The sequence below is a fragment of the Syntrophales bacterium genome, assembly GCA_035363115.1.
Lineage (GTDB): Bacteria > Desulfobacterota > Syntrophia > Syntrophales > PHBD01 > PHBD01.
Window position 1 is genome coordinate 83,717 of record DAOSEM010000004.1, and the last position, 15,648, is coordinate 99,364.

The 15,648-nt window shown below is 63.4% G+C and carries 11 protein-coding genes; 7 read left to right on the forward strand and 4 right to left on the reverse strand.

Annotated elements, in window-relative coordinates; translation table 11 throughout:
* Positions 1-35: 35 nt before the first annotated feature.
* Both PLO63_10125 and PLO63_10130 read right to left on the reverse strand, forming a co-directional pair.
* Entirely contained in the window at positions 36-4,316 is a 4,281-nt protein-coding gene (locus PLO63_10125) for a filamentous hemagglutinin N-terminal domain-containing protein (GenBank protein ID HOI74492.1), read from the reverse strand.
* 10 nt (positions 4,317-4,326) lie between these two features.
* Positions 4,327-6,069 carry a ShlB/FhaC/HecB family hemolysin secretion/activation protein gene (locus tag PLO63_10130; GenBank protein HOI74493.1) on the reverse strand — a complete coding sequence of 581 codons (1,743 nt, stop codon included), beginning with the start codon at positions 6,067-6,069 and terminating at the stop codon, positions 4,327-4,329.
* 305 nt (positions 6,070-6,374) lie between these two features.
* Between PLO63_10130 and PLO63_10135 the strand changes: the two genes are divergently transcribed.
* From PLO63_10135 to PLO63_10165, 7 genes are all read left to right on the forward strand, one after another.
* Positions 6,375-7,172, forward strand: coding sequence for an alpha/beta hydrolase (locus PLO63_10135; GenBank protein ID HOI74494.1), 798 nt, complete (start codon positions 6,375-6,377; stop codon positions 7,170-7,172).
* Between the two features lie 131 nt (positions 7,173-7,303).
* Positions 7,304-8,620 carry a hypothetical protein gene (locus PLO63_10140; protein HOI74495.1) on the forward strand — a complete coding sequence of 439 codons (1,317 nt, stop codon included), beginning with the start codon at positions 7,304-7,306 and terminating at the stop codon, positions 8,618-8,620.
* A gap of 315 nt (positions 8,621-8,935) precedes the next feature.
* Positions 8,936-10,264 (forward strand): CoA transferase, encoded by a 1,329-nt coding sequence (locus tag PLO63_10145; GenBank protein ID HOI74496.1) that lies wholly within the window; start codon positions 8,936-8,938, stop codon positions 10,262-10,264.
* Positions 10,265-10,270: 6 nt separating this feature from the next.
* The gene (locus PLO63_10150) at positions 10,271-11,620 is read left to right on the forward strand and encodes a CoA transferase (protein ID HOI74497.1); all 1,350 of its coding nucleotides are present in this window, start codon (positions 10,271-10,273) and stop codon (positions 11,618-11,620) included.
* 98 nt (positions 11,621-11,718) lie between these two features.
* Entirely contained in the window at positions 11,719-12,060 is a 342-nt protein-coding gene (locus PLO63_10155; protein ID HOI74498.1) for a hypothetical protein, read from the forward strand.
* Positions 12,061-12,070: 10 nt separating this feature from the next.
* Positions 12,071-13,009 (forward strand): patatin-like phospholipase family protein, encoded by a 939-nt coding sequence (locus PLO63_10160; GenBank protein ID HOI74499.1) that lies wholly within the window; start codon positions 12,071-12,073, stop codon positions 13,007-13,009.
* 68 nt (positions 13,010-13,077) lie between these two features.
* A complete protein-coding gene (locus PLO63_10165) occupies positions 13,078-13,869 on the forward strand; it encodes a DUF169 domain-containing protein (GenBank protein HOI74500.1) in 792 nt (263 codons plus the stop codon).
* Between the two features lie 69 nt (positions 13,870-13,938).
* Here the strand turns inward: PLO63_10165 and PLO63_10170 are convergent, their stop codons facing one another.
* Positions 13,939-14,565 carry an adenylate/guanylate cyclase domain-containing protein gene (locus tag PLO63_10170; GenBank protein ID HOI74501.1) on the reverse strand — a complete coding sequence of 209 codons (627 nt, stop codon included), beginning with the start codon at positions 14,563-14,565 and terminating at the stop codon, positions 13,939-13,941.
* 105 nt (positions 14,566-14,670) lie between these two features.
* A complete protein-coding gene (locus tag PLO63_10175) occupies positions 14,671-15,645 on the reverse strand; it encodes a lytic transglycosylase domain-containing protein (GenBank protein ID HOI74502.1) in 975 nt (324 codons plus the stop codon).
* Positions 15,646-15,648 lie beyond the last annotated feature (3 nt).

Below are 15,648 nucleotides of genomic sequence, written 5' to 3' on the forward strand. Positions count from 1 at the left end.
GCCCGGCCTGTGTTCAAATCCGGCCGGGATGTGTTTTATGGGATAAAGACCACCGACTTCAGATCGCCCGGCTTCGTCAGCATTTCCTGCCGGGCGACCTGAAGGCCTGTCAGGACGGCCTCCATGGTGTCGGCGGGCAGGGAAGAATCGCCGTTCCGGACCAGAAGGACGCCGTCGGGGGTGACCGTCGCCGTCAGCTGCGAGGTCAGGCCGTTTGCCGAGGTCAGGGAGAAGGAAACAGACATCCCCGGGGGGACATCGGCAACCCCGGGCGCCGTCCCATCCGGCGCCGATGCCGTCCGGGTCAGGGAGAGGGCGGCATTGTTTTCCCGGACCTGGAACGCTCCTGCGAAGGCGGGTGCCGCTCTTCCGTCCTGCACAAAAACCGGAAGGGTGGCCGTCTCGGCCATGGAATCGTGTATGGCCACCCCGCCGGTGAGCAGGGTCGTGGTCGGTCCCGCTGTCCGGATGGTCACCGGTGCCAGGAAGGAACCGGAGGCGAAGAATATGCGCTCTTCACGCTGCCGGAGATTGGCGGCATGCCCGATGTTTTCGCGTGCCGTCTCGATGACGGCCGCCGGCGGCCGGATCGTGCCGGGCGGAGTCACGGTGCCTGACGGGTTCACGTCGGGCGGGGTCGCGGCGACAACGGTGAGAATACCGTTGACGAACCGGAGATCGTAGTTGCTCGACGTCAGGCCGGACGGGTCGATGCTGTAGGTTCCGGCCTGGACGGCTCCCTGGCTCGATCCGCCGTAGGCGAGGAGGCCGCCCAGGACGCTGTCGTTTTCCCCGTTGACGAAACCGGCATAGGTGACGCCGTTGCCGCCGGAATAGGCCGTTCCGTCGTGCATCTTCCGGTCGTCGTTGGCCGTGACGGTCAGGGGCGCCGGAGTGATGTCCGCCGAGGCGGCGGCCGCGGAATGCCGGAGCCTGTAGTTGCCGCTGTCCGTGCCGTCCAGGGAGATGCCGGTAACGCTGATGCCTTTGCCCGTTCCGACGTTCTTGTCGATGAAATCGGACTTCTGGCTGAAACTGACGTTGTCGCCGGCGATGATGTCCGAAGACGATCCGGTGACCGTGGCCGCCGTGGTTCCGTCGTAGACCTTGTCTTTCCCTATGTAGCTGACGGTCACATCCCTGGGGGTGATCGTGATGGTGGAGGTGCCGTCGCCCTTGATGTCGTATCCCTGCTGTCCGGAGTAAAGGCCGCCGATGGTCACGGAGTATGTTCCAACGTCTTTGCCGTCGGTTGTGTAGACCGCGGATCCGTAGACCTTGCTTTCATCGAAGTCGTCCGGCACGTTCGTCCACGCGTACGATCCGTTTTTTATAGCGGTGGTTCCGTCGTACACTTTCGTCCTGCCGGCATCGGACAGGATGACCGTGGCGGGCGTCATGAAATTCCGGAGGAGGGGATAGGTGCAGCCGTCATAGATGCGCCAGACCTTTCCGGTCTGGCCGGCATCGTCGATATCCCAGCCGGCGGCGGCAAACGTGGCCAGGTTCTTCATCTCGGCGGTGGTCTTGCCGATGCCGGCGGCGGAGACCGTCCGGCCCGAGGCTTCCATGTCCCAGAAGCTGCCGGTGACCTTGCCGCTGTTCGTTCCAACGAGCCCGCCGACGTCGGACGTGCCGCTCACCTTGCCTGTGCTGTAGCTGTTCGTAACGGTTCCGCCGGCTTCGTTCGTCCCCACGAGTCCTCCCACGGACGAATTGCCGGCAACCGTTCCGGTGCTGTAGGTATTGGATACCGTACCGCTATTGAGTCCGACGAGCCCGCCGACGGACGATGTCCCGGTCACGCTCCCATTGTTGAAAGAGCCGGTCACGGTGTTCATATTCCATCCGGCAACCCCTCCGACGTCGGAGGTCCCGGTCACGGTCCCGCTGTTGTAACTGTTTTCGATCTCGCCTCCATTCAATCCCGCGAGCCCGCCGGTTCTTTTGGAACCTGTCACCGCGCCGGTGTTCCAGCTGTCTTCGATGGTGCCGCCCATGTCGTTTTTTCCTGCGAGTCCACCGGCGTCGTCCAGGTCCTTATCGGGGAGATTGCGAACCTCCCCGCTGTTGACGCTCCGGGTGATGGCCCCGGAATTCGTGCCGGCGAGCCCGCCGATACGGGCCAGTCCTTTCACCAACCCGGTGTTCTTGCTGCCTGTGATGATTCCATCGTTCTGTCCCGCGATGCCGCCGCCGTCACCCGTATTGGCGGCCACCGTTCCGGAATTGCGGCTGTTGATGATTTTCCCGTTGTTTCTTCTGCTGATTCCGGCGATCCCGCCGACAAACATATCCCCGCTGACCGTGCCGCTGTTGCTGCTGTCGCGGATCGTCCCCCGATTGTCTCCCACGATGCCGCCTACGTACCCGATACCCGTCACCTCGCCATTGCCGTGACCGCAGTCGGTGATGGTTCCTTCGTTGTATCCCACCAGTCCGCCGGTTCCGTTGTATTCGTCATTCATCGCCGCGGTGCCGGTTACCGTGGCCGTGCTGTGGCTGTTGATCACCTTCCCGAAGTTGCGCCCGACCAGCGCGCCCAGGGATCCCGATCCCGTGATGGTGCCGCCGGACAGTCGGACATTGCGGACCTCGCCGCTCGTTCCGACCGCGCCGAACAGGCCGCCGGACGAGACCTGGCGATTCTTGATGTAGATGTTCGAGATGGTATGACCCAGCCCCTCGAAGGTGCCGGTATAAGGATTCGAGACGTCTCCGATCGGTTCGAAGCCGTAAATGACGACGGGTCTCTCCATGGTCTGGTTCCAGTTCCTGGTTGCCAAGGCGTCGATGTCGGCTCCCAGGGCGTAGTTTTTCGTGAGATCTCCTTTCATGCCCTGGAGATCGGTTCCGGTGCGGCTGCCCTCGGCGCCCAGGCGGGTGATGACGGTGAAGACCTTCTCTGCGCCCTTGGAGCCGAGGCGTGTGCGAAGGTTCTCGCCCTCGGGCAGGTTGACCCTGGCATTGATGAAATAGTCCGCCGCGGTCCCGTTGATGACGCCGTCTTTCGCCCCCTGGCCGTACTCTAAAGTGAGCCTGGCCGTTCCAGAGCCGTAGAGCTCCTGGTTGATCTCGATGTTGCGGTCGGCAGAGAGGGTGAAGGTGTTGGCGGACCAGGTAATGGGATCGTTGACGAAGATGTCCCCGTTGCCCTCGGCGGCGCCGTCGGAACTCCGGATCGTGAGGCTGGTGTTGGCCAGGGCGGCGGTCGCCGCGACGCCGGTCATGTCGCCGCCGCTTTCGGCGATGGTGAAGTCCCGGGGATCGATGAGCCAGAGGCCCGTGGCGCCGCCCTCGGCCCGGGTGGTGACCCGGGCGTCGTCCCGGACGGTCACCTTGGCCGCGGAGGTCTCGATGAATCCGCCGTCGCCGCCGTCGGGGGCGGAGGCGTCGAGGGTTCCGTCGACGACCACGGTTCCCCGGTCCCTGTCGGCCAGGAGGAGGATCCGGCCGGAGCGGTTCTCCAGGGTCCTGGCCTCGATGACGCCGGAGTGGTTCACCACGGCCCGGGTAAGCTCGCCGGCGGCCATGGCCGAGAGGATCACGGTCCCGCCATTGGCCCGGATAACCCCCCCGTTCTCGATCAGTGCGTCCACGGTCCCCCGGAGGATGGTGAAGTTGATGAGGCGGTCCCCGGCAAAGTCGAGGTTCACCCTGTCTCCGGCGGCCATGGCCACCGTGCCGTTTCTGGCGTCGATCTCTCCGGTGTTGGAGATGGCCGGGGAGAGGAAGGCGATATAGCCGCCGTCGGCGGCGGTGATCTTTCCCTCGTTGACGATGCGGCCGGCGGTCCCGGAACGGGCAAAGGAATGGTTTCCGGCCAGGAAGTCCTCGTCGGTGATGTTGAGGGTGGAGGCCACGAGTCCGCCGACGTTGACCTGGGCGGTGGGGCTGAAGTAGATGCCCGCGGGATTGACGAGGAAAACCTGGCCGTTGGCGAAGAGACGGCCGTAGATCTGGCTGGGGGTCTGGTCCAGGATCCGGTTGAGGGCAATGCTGGAGGATCCGGGTTGTCGGAAGGTGACGGAGGCGTCGCGGCCGATGTTGAAGGTGTTCCAGTGGGCGATCAGGCGGTCGGTCTGCTGGGTGACGGTCATGGAGGAGCCGGTCTGGGCGATGCCACCCTGGCCGGAGACGATCTGTCCGCCCGTGGGGAGGGTGTTGGGATCGAGGGCAAAAGCCGGAGCGGATCCCGCCAGGATCATGAAAAAAACCAGCACCGGAAGGAACGATCCGGCATCGATGCCCTGTCTCCTGCAGGCCGCGGGAGCGGCCGGCTTCTTCCTGACGATTTGCTGCAGATGTCGTTTCATATCGATTCCTTTAGAAAAAGAGCATGAACTCAATGCCGAAGCGGCCGTTCGAGTCGAGATTCTCGGCATCCAGTCCGTTGGGGCTGCGTCCGTCGTTTTCGCCGATCCTGTGCGCGTAGTAGGCGCGCAGGCTGTACAGGCCGGATTTTCCAACCTGAAACCCGAGACCCGCGCCGGAGAGTCCGTATTCGTTCTTGCCCGTTGCGTTCGTGACGGCCCCCGGCCAGAGATCCTTGTAGAGCCGGATCCAGCCGGTATCGATGAACCCGATGATCTGTGCGGCGGCCCAGGGAGGCATGAACGGCAGGGCCAGGCGGGTCTCGAGTGTGAGGATGTGCCCCTCCGATCCGCAGGCCTCCAGTCCCGAGTAGGCCCGGACGCCGGAATCGCCGCCAAGATGAAACTGATGCGCGGCGTCGAGATTGTCCGAAGCGAATTGACCCCGAACCCATCCGAAAAGGGAGACAAGGCGGTTCAGATTCTGGAGGCGTGACAGCGAGTAGTTCAGCTTGAAGGCCCCGCCGCTCACTCCGGGGCCTGCGCCATCGCCGGATTCGTCATCGGTGTTTCCCGACAGGTCCGCACGGGTCCCCGACACGGAGAGCAGGGCGTCCGTCCGTCCGCCGCCCCGGAAGGCGTCGGCCAGGTTGCCCGACAGGAAAAGGCCCGCCGAGGATACACGCCTGTCGCTGATGTTGACGCCGGCGGCCTCAGATCCCAGGATCTGATGCTCCAGCTCCAGTCCTGTCCGGATGTCGGAGCGGCGGGAGCGAAGCAGGGGGTATTCGAGCTTGGCGCCGATGACGTCACCCTGGAATTTCATGTCGAGGGATGCAAATTCCTTCCCGGGCTTGCCGGCCAGGCTGATGCAGGACAGGGTTCCGTTCCATCCGGTCGATCCGAAGGGGATGCTGTAATAGACGGCGGCTCCGATCGAGCGTTCGGCGCCCATCACGAGGAGTCTGATCCTGTCGCCGATTCCCAGGGGATCGTTGGCGGCAATCATGCCGAAGCCCTGCAGCGCTCCGGTGTACCGTGAGCCGAAGCTGTTTCCGATCAGCGACCCCTGGAAGATCGGCCCTTCGGAGGCAAGGACGACGATCCGGGTTGTGCCTGGCGTCTCCGCCGGTTCCAGGGAGATCCGGGCGCTGATGCCGGGCAGATCGTTCATGAGGAGGGCCGCCCGCTCGACGTCCTCCATCCGGGCGGAGCCGTCCGCCGGCAGGGCCCGTTCGACGATCCCCTTGAGGAGGGAGGGGCGGATCCGGTGGGAGCCCTGCATGTCGATCCGGACCTGCCCGTCGAAGCGTCCGGCGAGGATGGCAATCTCGACGATCCCCTCCGTGATGTCCTGCCGGGGAAGGTAGGCCCGGGCCAGGAACAGGTCTTTCTTTTCCCGGAGGTAGTTGGTGACGAGGGCCGCCGTCCGCTGCAGGTCGGCCATCCCCATCCGTTTCCCGATGCTGTCTTTGACCAGGGCCTGCAGATCGGATTCCCGGGCAATCCCTTCGGCGCCGGTGAAACGAAACTCCCTGACCAGGACCCTGATCCCCGGATCCTTTGCGGGGCCTTCAACGATTTTCTTTTCCCGCTCCACCGCGGGCGGCGGCAGGCGGTCCGGCGCGGGTGAAACGGACTGCTTCCATTCCTGGAGCAGCGAGCCGGGATCGGGGGGTGAGACGGCGGCCGCCGCACCGCACAGCAGGGTAACGACCAGGACCAAGCAAAGAAAAAGGGATGACAGACGTTTCATAAAGGTTCTTTCTTTCCTGCAGGCAGGCCTGCATCGTGTGAAATGATTTTCGCAGGTCGCGGGCGCCGCGAATATCCGAATGTCGAATGGTGTCGGGATGGCAGGGAAAGCGGGGAAATTTCGCGAGACAGATAGGATGAAACCGGCAGGGAGGCAACGCTTGATAAACTTGTACTGAACTCTTATTCGGTTTAGGTATTAAGAAGTTACCGTTCCCTTGTAAAAGTGGATGAAATGCGGGACCTCTTTCGGTATCGTGGGAGCGTTTCCAAAACAACCGATGATGAGGAGGCCGGACCCTGCCGATGCGATCGCGGCATTTCGAGATCTCTGTTCACGACCGCCGCCTGGCCGTCCAGGCCGTCGGGACGGCCGACGCATCCCGGGAAGGTTCCGCTCCGGCGATCCTGTTTCTCCACGAAGGCCTGGGCAGCATCAGCCAGTGGCGGGACTTCCCGGAAATCCTCTGCAGCCGGGCGGAGTCAGTGGGCTTTGTATATGACCGGCTCGGGCACGGCCGCTCCGCTCCGCTTCCTGCTCCCAGAACGGTTCGCTATCTCCACGACGAGGCCCTGGACGTCCTGCCGGCAGTGCTGGATGCGCTGGCTCTGGACCGGTCGGTCCTCGTGGGTCACAGCGACGGCGGAACCATCGCCCTCCTCTTCGCGGCGGAATATCCGGATCGTGTCCGGGGGGTGATCACCGAAGCGGCCCATGTCTTCGTTGAAGAGGAGACCCTCCGGGGGATCCGGGAGGCCATCGATCTTTACAGGACCACGGACTTGCGGGAGAGGATGACCCGCCACCACGGGGACAAGGTCGATGCGGTCTTCTCCGGCTGGGCGGATACCTGGCTCTCGGCGGAGTTCCGGCACTGGAACGTCGAGTCCTTCCTGCCCCGCGTTTCCTGTCCGCTCCTGGTTATCCAGGGAGCCGACGACCGGTACGGAACGCCGGCCCAGGTGGATGCCATCGTCCGGCAGGCCGCCGGCCCGGCGGAGGCGCTTCTGCTTCCCGGCTGCGGTCATATCCCTCATCAGCAGGCCCGCGACCGGGTCCTCCCGGCCATGGCCCGGTTCATCGGATCGCTTGCCGGTACCTGACCCGGAAGCGCAGGCGGGAAATGCCTGCCCTCTCCCCGGGAAGTTGGTTGATCTTCATGAAAAATTGGTGATATAAGGAATCCTCCGATGCCCCCGGCCTCGGAACCCCGTGCCGACAAGAGGAATGTTCCATGACCGGATCATCCCGAAACCGCCGCAGGATTCTTCTGGCCTGCCTGATCCTTGCCCTGGGGGTGACGGCCTGCGCTCAGGTCAAGGTAAACACCCTCCCGCCCCCGCCGTCGACGGCCAAACTCCGGGTTTTCTTCCTTCCCGTCTCCGATGCCCTGTCCGGCACCAGACATTACTGGGCGACGTCACACAAGGAATACGCAGAGAACATGGCCAGGCCACTGGTGCGCTTCCTTGGGACTACCGGGATATACACGGTTGTTCCCCAGGAGGATGTGGACGCCGTTCTGATGGGACAGGACCCCGAGCGTATCATTTGGCAGAGCAACGGCTGGGATGCTGCCAAAAAGGTCGGCCGGGCCCTCCACGCCGATTACGTCGTCATTGCCCGCCGGGGCTTCCAGGGATTCTTTTTCTTCCAGACGCTCTGGATCAACCTGGAGACCGGCAAGACATTCGAGAGCAAGAACCATCCGGGGACATTCCTGATGGGGACGGGCAGCCACAAGGAGGAATTCCGGAAAATCATCCGCCAGACCTATTTCGAGATCTTCCGGCAGGCCAAGGGGGACCTCCTGGCCACGGCGATCCGGAAGGGCCGGACCATGGAGCGGATGGGGCCGCAGGGGATGCCGGCCGCGCCCGTGACCGAAGCGAGGCCGGAGAAAGAGCCACTTGCGGAGACTCCGGCGGCCGTGGCAGCGGCGCCCAAAAGGGTCCCAAAGGAAAGGCCGGGAACCGTTCGGAGGAAAAGGGAAAAGACGCCCTCGCCTCCCGAGCCGGTCGTGGAGGCGAAGAAGCCGTCTCCGCCTCCCTCCGGGGTTCCCGCTGTTGCAGACCGGCGACAGCCGGCCGCCGAGCCGGCCTCGCAGGCCCGCGAACGAATGCCCTTGATCCAGTCCGCCCCGGAGTCCGGAAAAACGCGCCTGGTGGTCTACGATCTGGAGACGACGCAGCCCATGCAGATCGCCGGCCTGATCCTCACGGAGGCCCTCCGGGAGGAGATTCTGAAACTCGGTTCTTTCGATCTGGTCAACCGGGAAGACCTGACACGGGCCATGGACGAGTTGAAGCTCCAGCAGTCCGGCCTGGTCCAGGAAAAGGACGCCGTGAAGATGGGCCGCTGGCTGGCGGCCCGGCAGTCCGTCACGGGCCGCCTCGGATCGCTCGGAAGCACGACGGTCCTGCAGACGAAGCGAACCGACATCGAGACGATGGGAACGATCTCCGCCGGTTCCCTCAAGGCCCCGGTCGGCCGGGAGGAGGATCTTCTCAACGAGCTTCCGGATCTGGCAAAGAAACTCACACAGAAGTAGCCTGTAAAAAACCCGTTGTCCGAAACCATTCGAGCTGCACCGGCGGCCCGGGTGCGATTCGCGCTCTTCATCCCGCTCCCGTTGCCTCCTGCGCGCCCTCACCGCTCCGGTTTGGAGCCGGCATTTCGCATCCATTCTCAGTATGGTCTCAAAACGGATTTTCGGAGAGAGATATCCGGCCGAAAATCCCGAAAAATGCAGATGGAAAGGAGGTGATCCTGAACAGGCCGCCGGAGAGCGGCCATCCGCGAAGCTCGGGTTGCCACCAGGGGAACCGGAAAAGAGGACATCTTTTTTTCCGCAAAAGGAGGGATTATGGCAGGAGTCTTCAAGGATTATGTGAAAAACAAGTTCGCCCGGCCCGGCCCGCTGAAGGGAGTCCGGGTCCTGGAGGTCTGCACGCTGCTGTTCGGGCCTTCGGGGCCGTCGTTCCTGGCCGAGATGGGCGCCGAGGTCATCAAGATCGAACTTCCACCCATGGGAGACGTGACCCGTTCCCTGAACCCCTTCGGGTGGTTCTACAAGGAACAGTCCCCCATGTTCATGCACATCAACCCAAACAAGTACTACATGGCCCTGGACCTCCATATCGACATGGGCCAGCAGATCTTCAAGGAACTGGCCGCCAGGGCCGACATCATCGAGTTCAACCTTCGTCCCGGCGTTACCCGGCGCTGGAACATCGGCTACGAACAGGTCAAGGAAGTCAACCCCGGCATCATCTACATCGAGAAGAACGGCTTCGGCCAGTGGGGTCTCTATGCCGAACAGGACCGGCCCTCCAACGACGGCGCGGCCCAGGCCCTCTCGGGATACGCCTGGATCTCCAGCTTTCCGGGTCGCCCGCCCCTCAAGCAGGCCATCTGGATCTGCGACTACTACGGCGGCCTCATGGGGGAGGTGGCGGTGCTTGCGGCCCTGCACCATCGCCGGAAAACCGGCAAGGGGCAGTTCATCGAGATGTCCCAGAGCGAGAACATTATGCGGACCATGAGCTGGGTCTGGCCCTACCAGCAACTCGCCCAGAAGGGAGTCGAGCCGGCGGGAAACCGGGACCAGTGCATCTGCCCCGCGGATACGTTCCTTTGCAGGGACGGGCTCCTGGCGGCCCTCGCCGCCCCGGCGCCCGACGAGTTCCTGGGGCTCTGCAAGGCCATGGGCAGGCCCGAACTGGCGAATGACCCCCGCTATGCGGACCACGCCGTCCGCCTCCAGGACGAAAACGCCATGGCGATCCTGAAGATCATCGCCGACTGGGCCGCCACCAAAACGGCGGAAGAGATCGAGAGCCTCGGGAAACAGAACGGATTCTCCGCTACGCGCCTTCACAACGCGGTGGACATGAATACGGATCCCCAGCGGCGCGAGCGGGGCTTTGTGAAGGAGATCGACGACCCTCTTTACGGACGCTATCCGGAGCACGATTTCCCCGTCATGATGTCCCGGACACCGCCCAGTATCAAATGGACCGTGCGCCCTGTCGGCTTCGACAACGAGTTCATCATGACGAAGATCCTCGGGCGGAGCCAGGCGCAGATCGACGAGCTCTATCTCCACGGCGTGCTCGGAAAGTGGAAAGACCAGCAGGGACGCCGGCCCCCACCCGACTGGGACGGCCAGTCCGGCGCCATCGTGAGGAGGTGATCGACCATGGCAGAACACAAGAGACCGAAATGGGCGGACTGGGCGGATCACATCCGGTCGCTGGACGATCCGGCGAAGAATTTCGAGAAGCCGGAGGCCCTCGACGACCTGGTGATCCTGGACCTGAGCTCCCGCAGCATGGCCGGACCCTACTGCACGTCTCTCCTGGCGGAGCTGGGAGCGGAGACCATCCGGATCGAGCCCCCGGGGGGCGACCTGGTGCGCAGCTATTCCCCCAACGGCTTTCTCCATAAGGGGACGGGGATGGCCTACCTGCAGGAGGGAAGGAACAAATACCACGTTACCCTGGACCTCGGGAAGGAGGAGGGGAGGGAGATTTTCAGGAACCTGGTCGGTCAGGCGGACATCCTCGTGGAGACCTACCCCGCGGGTGTCATGGACGCCTGGGGACTGGGCTACGAGGAGCTGGCAAAGCTGAACCCGCGGCTCATCCAGACCTCCATCACCGGCTATGGACAGTTCGGGCCGGAGTCCGGACGGAAGCAGTATGACTACGACAACGTGGCCCAGGCCCGCTCCGGCGTCCAGTACGCCACCGGGGAGGTTCTTCCGGAAGGGAAGACCCTGGCTGACATGCCCTACGCCACGTCCACCAAGGCGGGACCCTGGATCGCCTGGTCCGTCTCGGGCACCTTCGCCGCCCTGGGCATCCTCGCGGCGCTGCATCACCGCGAAGAAACGGGCGAGGGGCAGGCCCTCGACGTCTCCACGCCCGAGGCCTATGAGCGGCTGAACGACTACATGCTCCACTGGTACGCCGACAAGGGGGTCATCAACGAGCGCTTCGGCAATCTCGATACATGCCTGTGGCTTTACGGCTTCTATCCCACAAAGGACGGCGGCGTCTTCCTCGGCGGGCTCCGCCTGGAGATGTGGAAGGCCTTCGTGGACATCATCGGCAAGTACGACGCCTGGGAGGCAGACACCTGGACTACCCTGGCCCCCTTCATGAAGAAGGACTGGCAGCTCAAGTACCAGGCCATGATCAATCCCGAAACGGTGATGTACACGAGCGAGGAGCTGACGCAGAAATCCATCGACTACGCCAAGAGCGGGCGGCTGGCCCCCATCACGCCGGTGGTGGCGGAGATTGTCTCCCCCTGGAAGGCCATGCAGGACGAGGTCTGGCACGACCGCGGGGTCTTCACGCCTGTCCAGGATCCGGTCTACGGCTCCATCCTCTGCGCCCAGGCCCAGTGGAAATCCACGGAGACGCCGCCCAGGACCAAGTGGGTCTGCAGGCCCGTGGGGTACGATAACGGTTTCGTCTACCTGAAGTACCTCGGGTACGGTCCCGTGAAGCTCCGGGAGCTCCAGGAGCGGGGGGTCGTCTGAAACTCAACAATTTCATGGACAACCGGGAGAGGATCGGTTATCTTCTCCCGGTGTTTTTTTCAGGAGAAATCTGCAGGAAGAAAGGAGCGGGTACAATCATGAAGCGCATTGCCTGTTTTTGCCTGCTGGCCGCGCTGTTGCTGGCCGCGGGGTGTGCCGCGAAGACGGACTACTACTCGGATTTGAAGGACCAGCGCGACGCCGGAGCCCTGTCAAGCCACCGGGACGGCCTGGCGCTCATGGGAACGCAGGAGCATCGGAAGGCCATCGTGGAGATGAAAAAGGCCATCCTTGAGGATCCAAACGTTACGGATGCCTATCTGAGCCTGAGCCGCTCCCACTTCGCCATCGGCGATTACGAAATGTGCCTCTACTACCATATGAAGTACAAGGAGCAGATGTACCTCCGGGACCGGGTCCAGGATTTCCCGGTCTATTGATGGCGCGATCATGAATCACATTTTGGATTCGAATCGCCGGGCGGCCCTCGTCGGCCGCTCCCTGGTGCTTTTCTTTGTCTGCCTCCTGTTCTGGTCCTGTGCTCCGAAGGTTGTCCCGCCTACCGTTATGAAGCCCGCGCGGATCGCCGTTGTGCTCGGCGCCGGGGCATCCAAGGGCTTCGCCCACGTCGGGGTTCTCAAGGTCCTGGAGATGAACCGGGTCCCTGTGCACATGGTCGTGGGCACCAGCGTCGGCAGCTTTGTCGGCAGCCTCTACGCCTACGGCTTTGATGCCTTCACCCTGCAGAAGATGGCCCTGGTGCTGGAGCGGGACGACCTCGTGGACCTGGTCCTGCCCAATAACGGCTTCGTCGAGGGCAAAAAGCTCGAAAACTGGGTCAACCGGACCGTCCGGAACACCCCCATCGAGCAGATGCGCATTCCCTTCCACGCCGTGACAACCAACATCCAGACGGGGGAGGAGGTTGTCTTCGGGACGGGCAACGCGGGCATGGCCGTCCGGGCGAGCTGCTCCATCCCGGGGATCTTCCGGCCCGCCCGGATCGCCGGGCAGACTTACGTGGACGGCGGTACCGTGAACCCCGTGGCCGTCGACGTGGCGCGGCGTTACGGCGCCGACGTGGTCATTGCCGTGGACATCTCCGGCGGTGTGGACCGGACCGTTCCCGAAAGCACCCTGGAGACGATCCTCAAGTCCGTGGACATCATGTACTATCGAATCGCCCAGGCCCAGGTGCAAAGGGCGGACGTCCTGATCCGCCCCAACGTGGCCGGCATCGGCTCCGCCGATTTTACGAAACGCCACCAGGCCATCCTGGAAGGCGAGCGGGCCGCCCAGGCGGCCATGCCGCAGATCCAGGCCGTCCTGTCGAAACTTCAGGCGGAGGGGCGGTTGACGCTGCCGGGGGCTGCGGCTCCGGCGAAGTAGCGTTTCCGCATCATCATCTGTAAACCTTCCGGGATTCACCGGACGTTTCCATGCATGGGGAGGAGGCAATGGACAGCCAGCAACGGATCGAAGCGGCGGAGGCCATCCGGAATACCCTGCGGCTCAGGACGTTTCCGGTGGCGGTTAAATTCCTGAAAGACGCGAACGATTTTCCCGAGAAGACGCGCCGGCCCGCCGCGGGGATGGGCAAGCGGGTGGCCCTCTGCCAGGCTGTCACGATGGCCCGCCTCTACGGCTGGACCGTTGGCCTGGCAAAAGAGGACCTGGTCTGCGTTCCCGCGGCCATCGCCTTCGGATTCAGCAATGCGGAGGACTCCGCGTCCGCCCTGGCCCGGCTGTTCTGCGGCGGAAGCTATTCACGGAGCGAGGAGGTGGGCAGCGCAGAGGCCGAGACGATCGTCCGTCTCGGGAAAAGGGAGTACGATGCCATCCTGCTGGCCCCCCTGCACCGGGCGGCCTTCGATCCGGACACGGTGGCCTTTTACGGCAATCCGGCACAGCTCATGCGGCTCGTCCATGCCTGGACCTACCGGACCGGGAAGCGGGTTGCCGGCCACTTTGGGGGGAAGGTCGAGTGCACGGAATACCTGCTGGCACCTTTCCGGACGCAGGAGGCCCGCATCGCCGTTCCGGGTACGGGGGACCGCGTCTTCTCCCTGACGCAGGACGACGAGATGGTCTTTTCGATCCCGGGAGCGGCGCTTGCAGACCTGGCGGCGGACCTCCGGGAGGCCGGGAAAAAGGTGGGCGCCACGTATCCCGTCCCCGTGTTTCTGAACTTCCAGCCGGAGTTTCCGCCGCTGTTCAGGGAGTTGGGAAAGGAACTGGGGATATTCTAAGCGGCTGTTGAAAAAGAGGGATCGTTGATTAACCGGTCCCTCTTCCTGCTTTCGACGGGCTGTCGTCGGTCATTTGTAGATGACCCGGTAGGCCTTCTCCGCACCCGGGGGAACCTCGTCGATCTCCTCGAATCCCAGTTCCTTCATGTCCCCCGCATGATTGCTGACCGCCCGGGTCACCAGGATTTCCCAGGCCTTGGCGGTGTCTTCCCCGAGCTTGCTGGCGGCGTTCACCTCCGCACCGAAGACGTCAGTGTCGCCGATCCGGAGGATTCGCCCGTATCCCAGTCCGATGCAGAGGAGAATCCGCTCCTCTTCGGGGCGGTTCTCGTTGTACGTCCGGAGTGTGTGTTGCATCTCGATGGAGCATTCAAGGGCCTTCGGGACGTTTCGGAAGATCACCATGAAGCTGTCCCCCTCCACCTTCAGCAGGATGCCGTCGTGATTTTCGATGATCGGGATCAGGATGCGCTGGGACTCGAAAATCGTCTGCAGGAAATGGATGATCCCGAATTGGGCGACGTTGCGGGAGAAGCCCGACAGGTCAGTGAACATGACACACCAGGTCTCGCCGAACAGATCCCAGATGCGGTTGTCGATCTTCTCTTTGTCCGCTCCGGGGATCAGCCGCTCCTCAATGAGTCTTTCCAGCCGGTCCTCCGACGCACTGAGGTAAATGGATTTCTTGTATGACATGGCGCACCTCCCTCTCATGAACGCTGGATGCCCGGGGGACGGGGTCCTCCGGACGGCGGGACCGTCATCCGGGCGGAACCTGGACGATCCGCCATCGGATCGTTTTCATCGTCTCCGCTTCTTGCGGGGATGCCGGTTTGGTTTGGCCGGCTCGCCGGCCAGAAGCGATGGGAAGGCGGTCTTGAAGCGATCCGCCTTGCCGCGCGGAACATTGAGGCTGTGATGACCCGCGGGGAGAGAATGCCCCCGGATCTCCGGGTTCAGCTCCCGGATGACCTTGTAGGTCGTGTCGCAGGCCTTGGCCAGCAGGGTCACGGGAACCTCGCGAGGGCTGTCGAACTCCACCCGGTCGAAGACCAGGGGCGGATAGAGGAGCCCCGGGGGGATCCGGTATCCGAAGAACTGCGGATTGGTCAGGATGATCTTGGCGGCGAGGATGCGGAAGATGTACTGCTCTGTCTCGATGGGCAGGTTCAGGTCGAAATAGTTCTTCTGCCCCTGGATGTCCATGGCGCTGTGGATCCTCTGCTCGCCGGCATTGTAGGCGGCGGCGGCCAGGGTCCAGGATCCGAACTTCCGGTGCAGGATCTCGAAGTAATGCAATGCGGCTTCGGTGGAGCGCTCGAAGCTGAGCCGGTCGTCGAACCAGGTGTTGACCCGGAGTCCGTTGCGTTTGGCCGTGGATTCAATGAACTGCCAGGGACCCACGGCTTTCGCCGACGAGTAGGCGTAGGTGCGCAGCGAGCTCTCCGCCACGGCGACGTACTTCAGGTCGTCCGGGAGACCCCGCTCGTGCAGCTTCTTTTCCAGGTACGGGAAATATCGGGCGGCGCGTTTGAGCAGCAGGATGACCCGCTCGTGGTTGTAGGCGGTGACGATGAGCGATTCATCCAGAAGTTCCCGCAGGTCCTGCCGCTCCAGGGGAACGGTCTCGCCGAAGAGGACCGCCTGGGAAGGAACGTCGAAGACGGGAATGCAAGGGGCCGTTCCCTCACGGGCCGGTACCGTGGCCGGCACCACAATGATGGTGATTGCCAGGAGCAGGGTCGGGAGCAGACGGTGCCGGCAGCGTTTCATCATGAA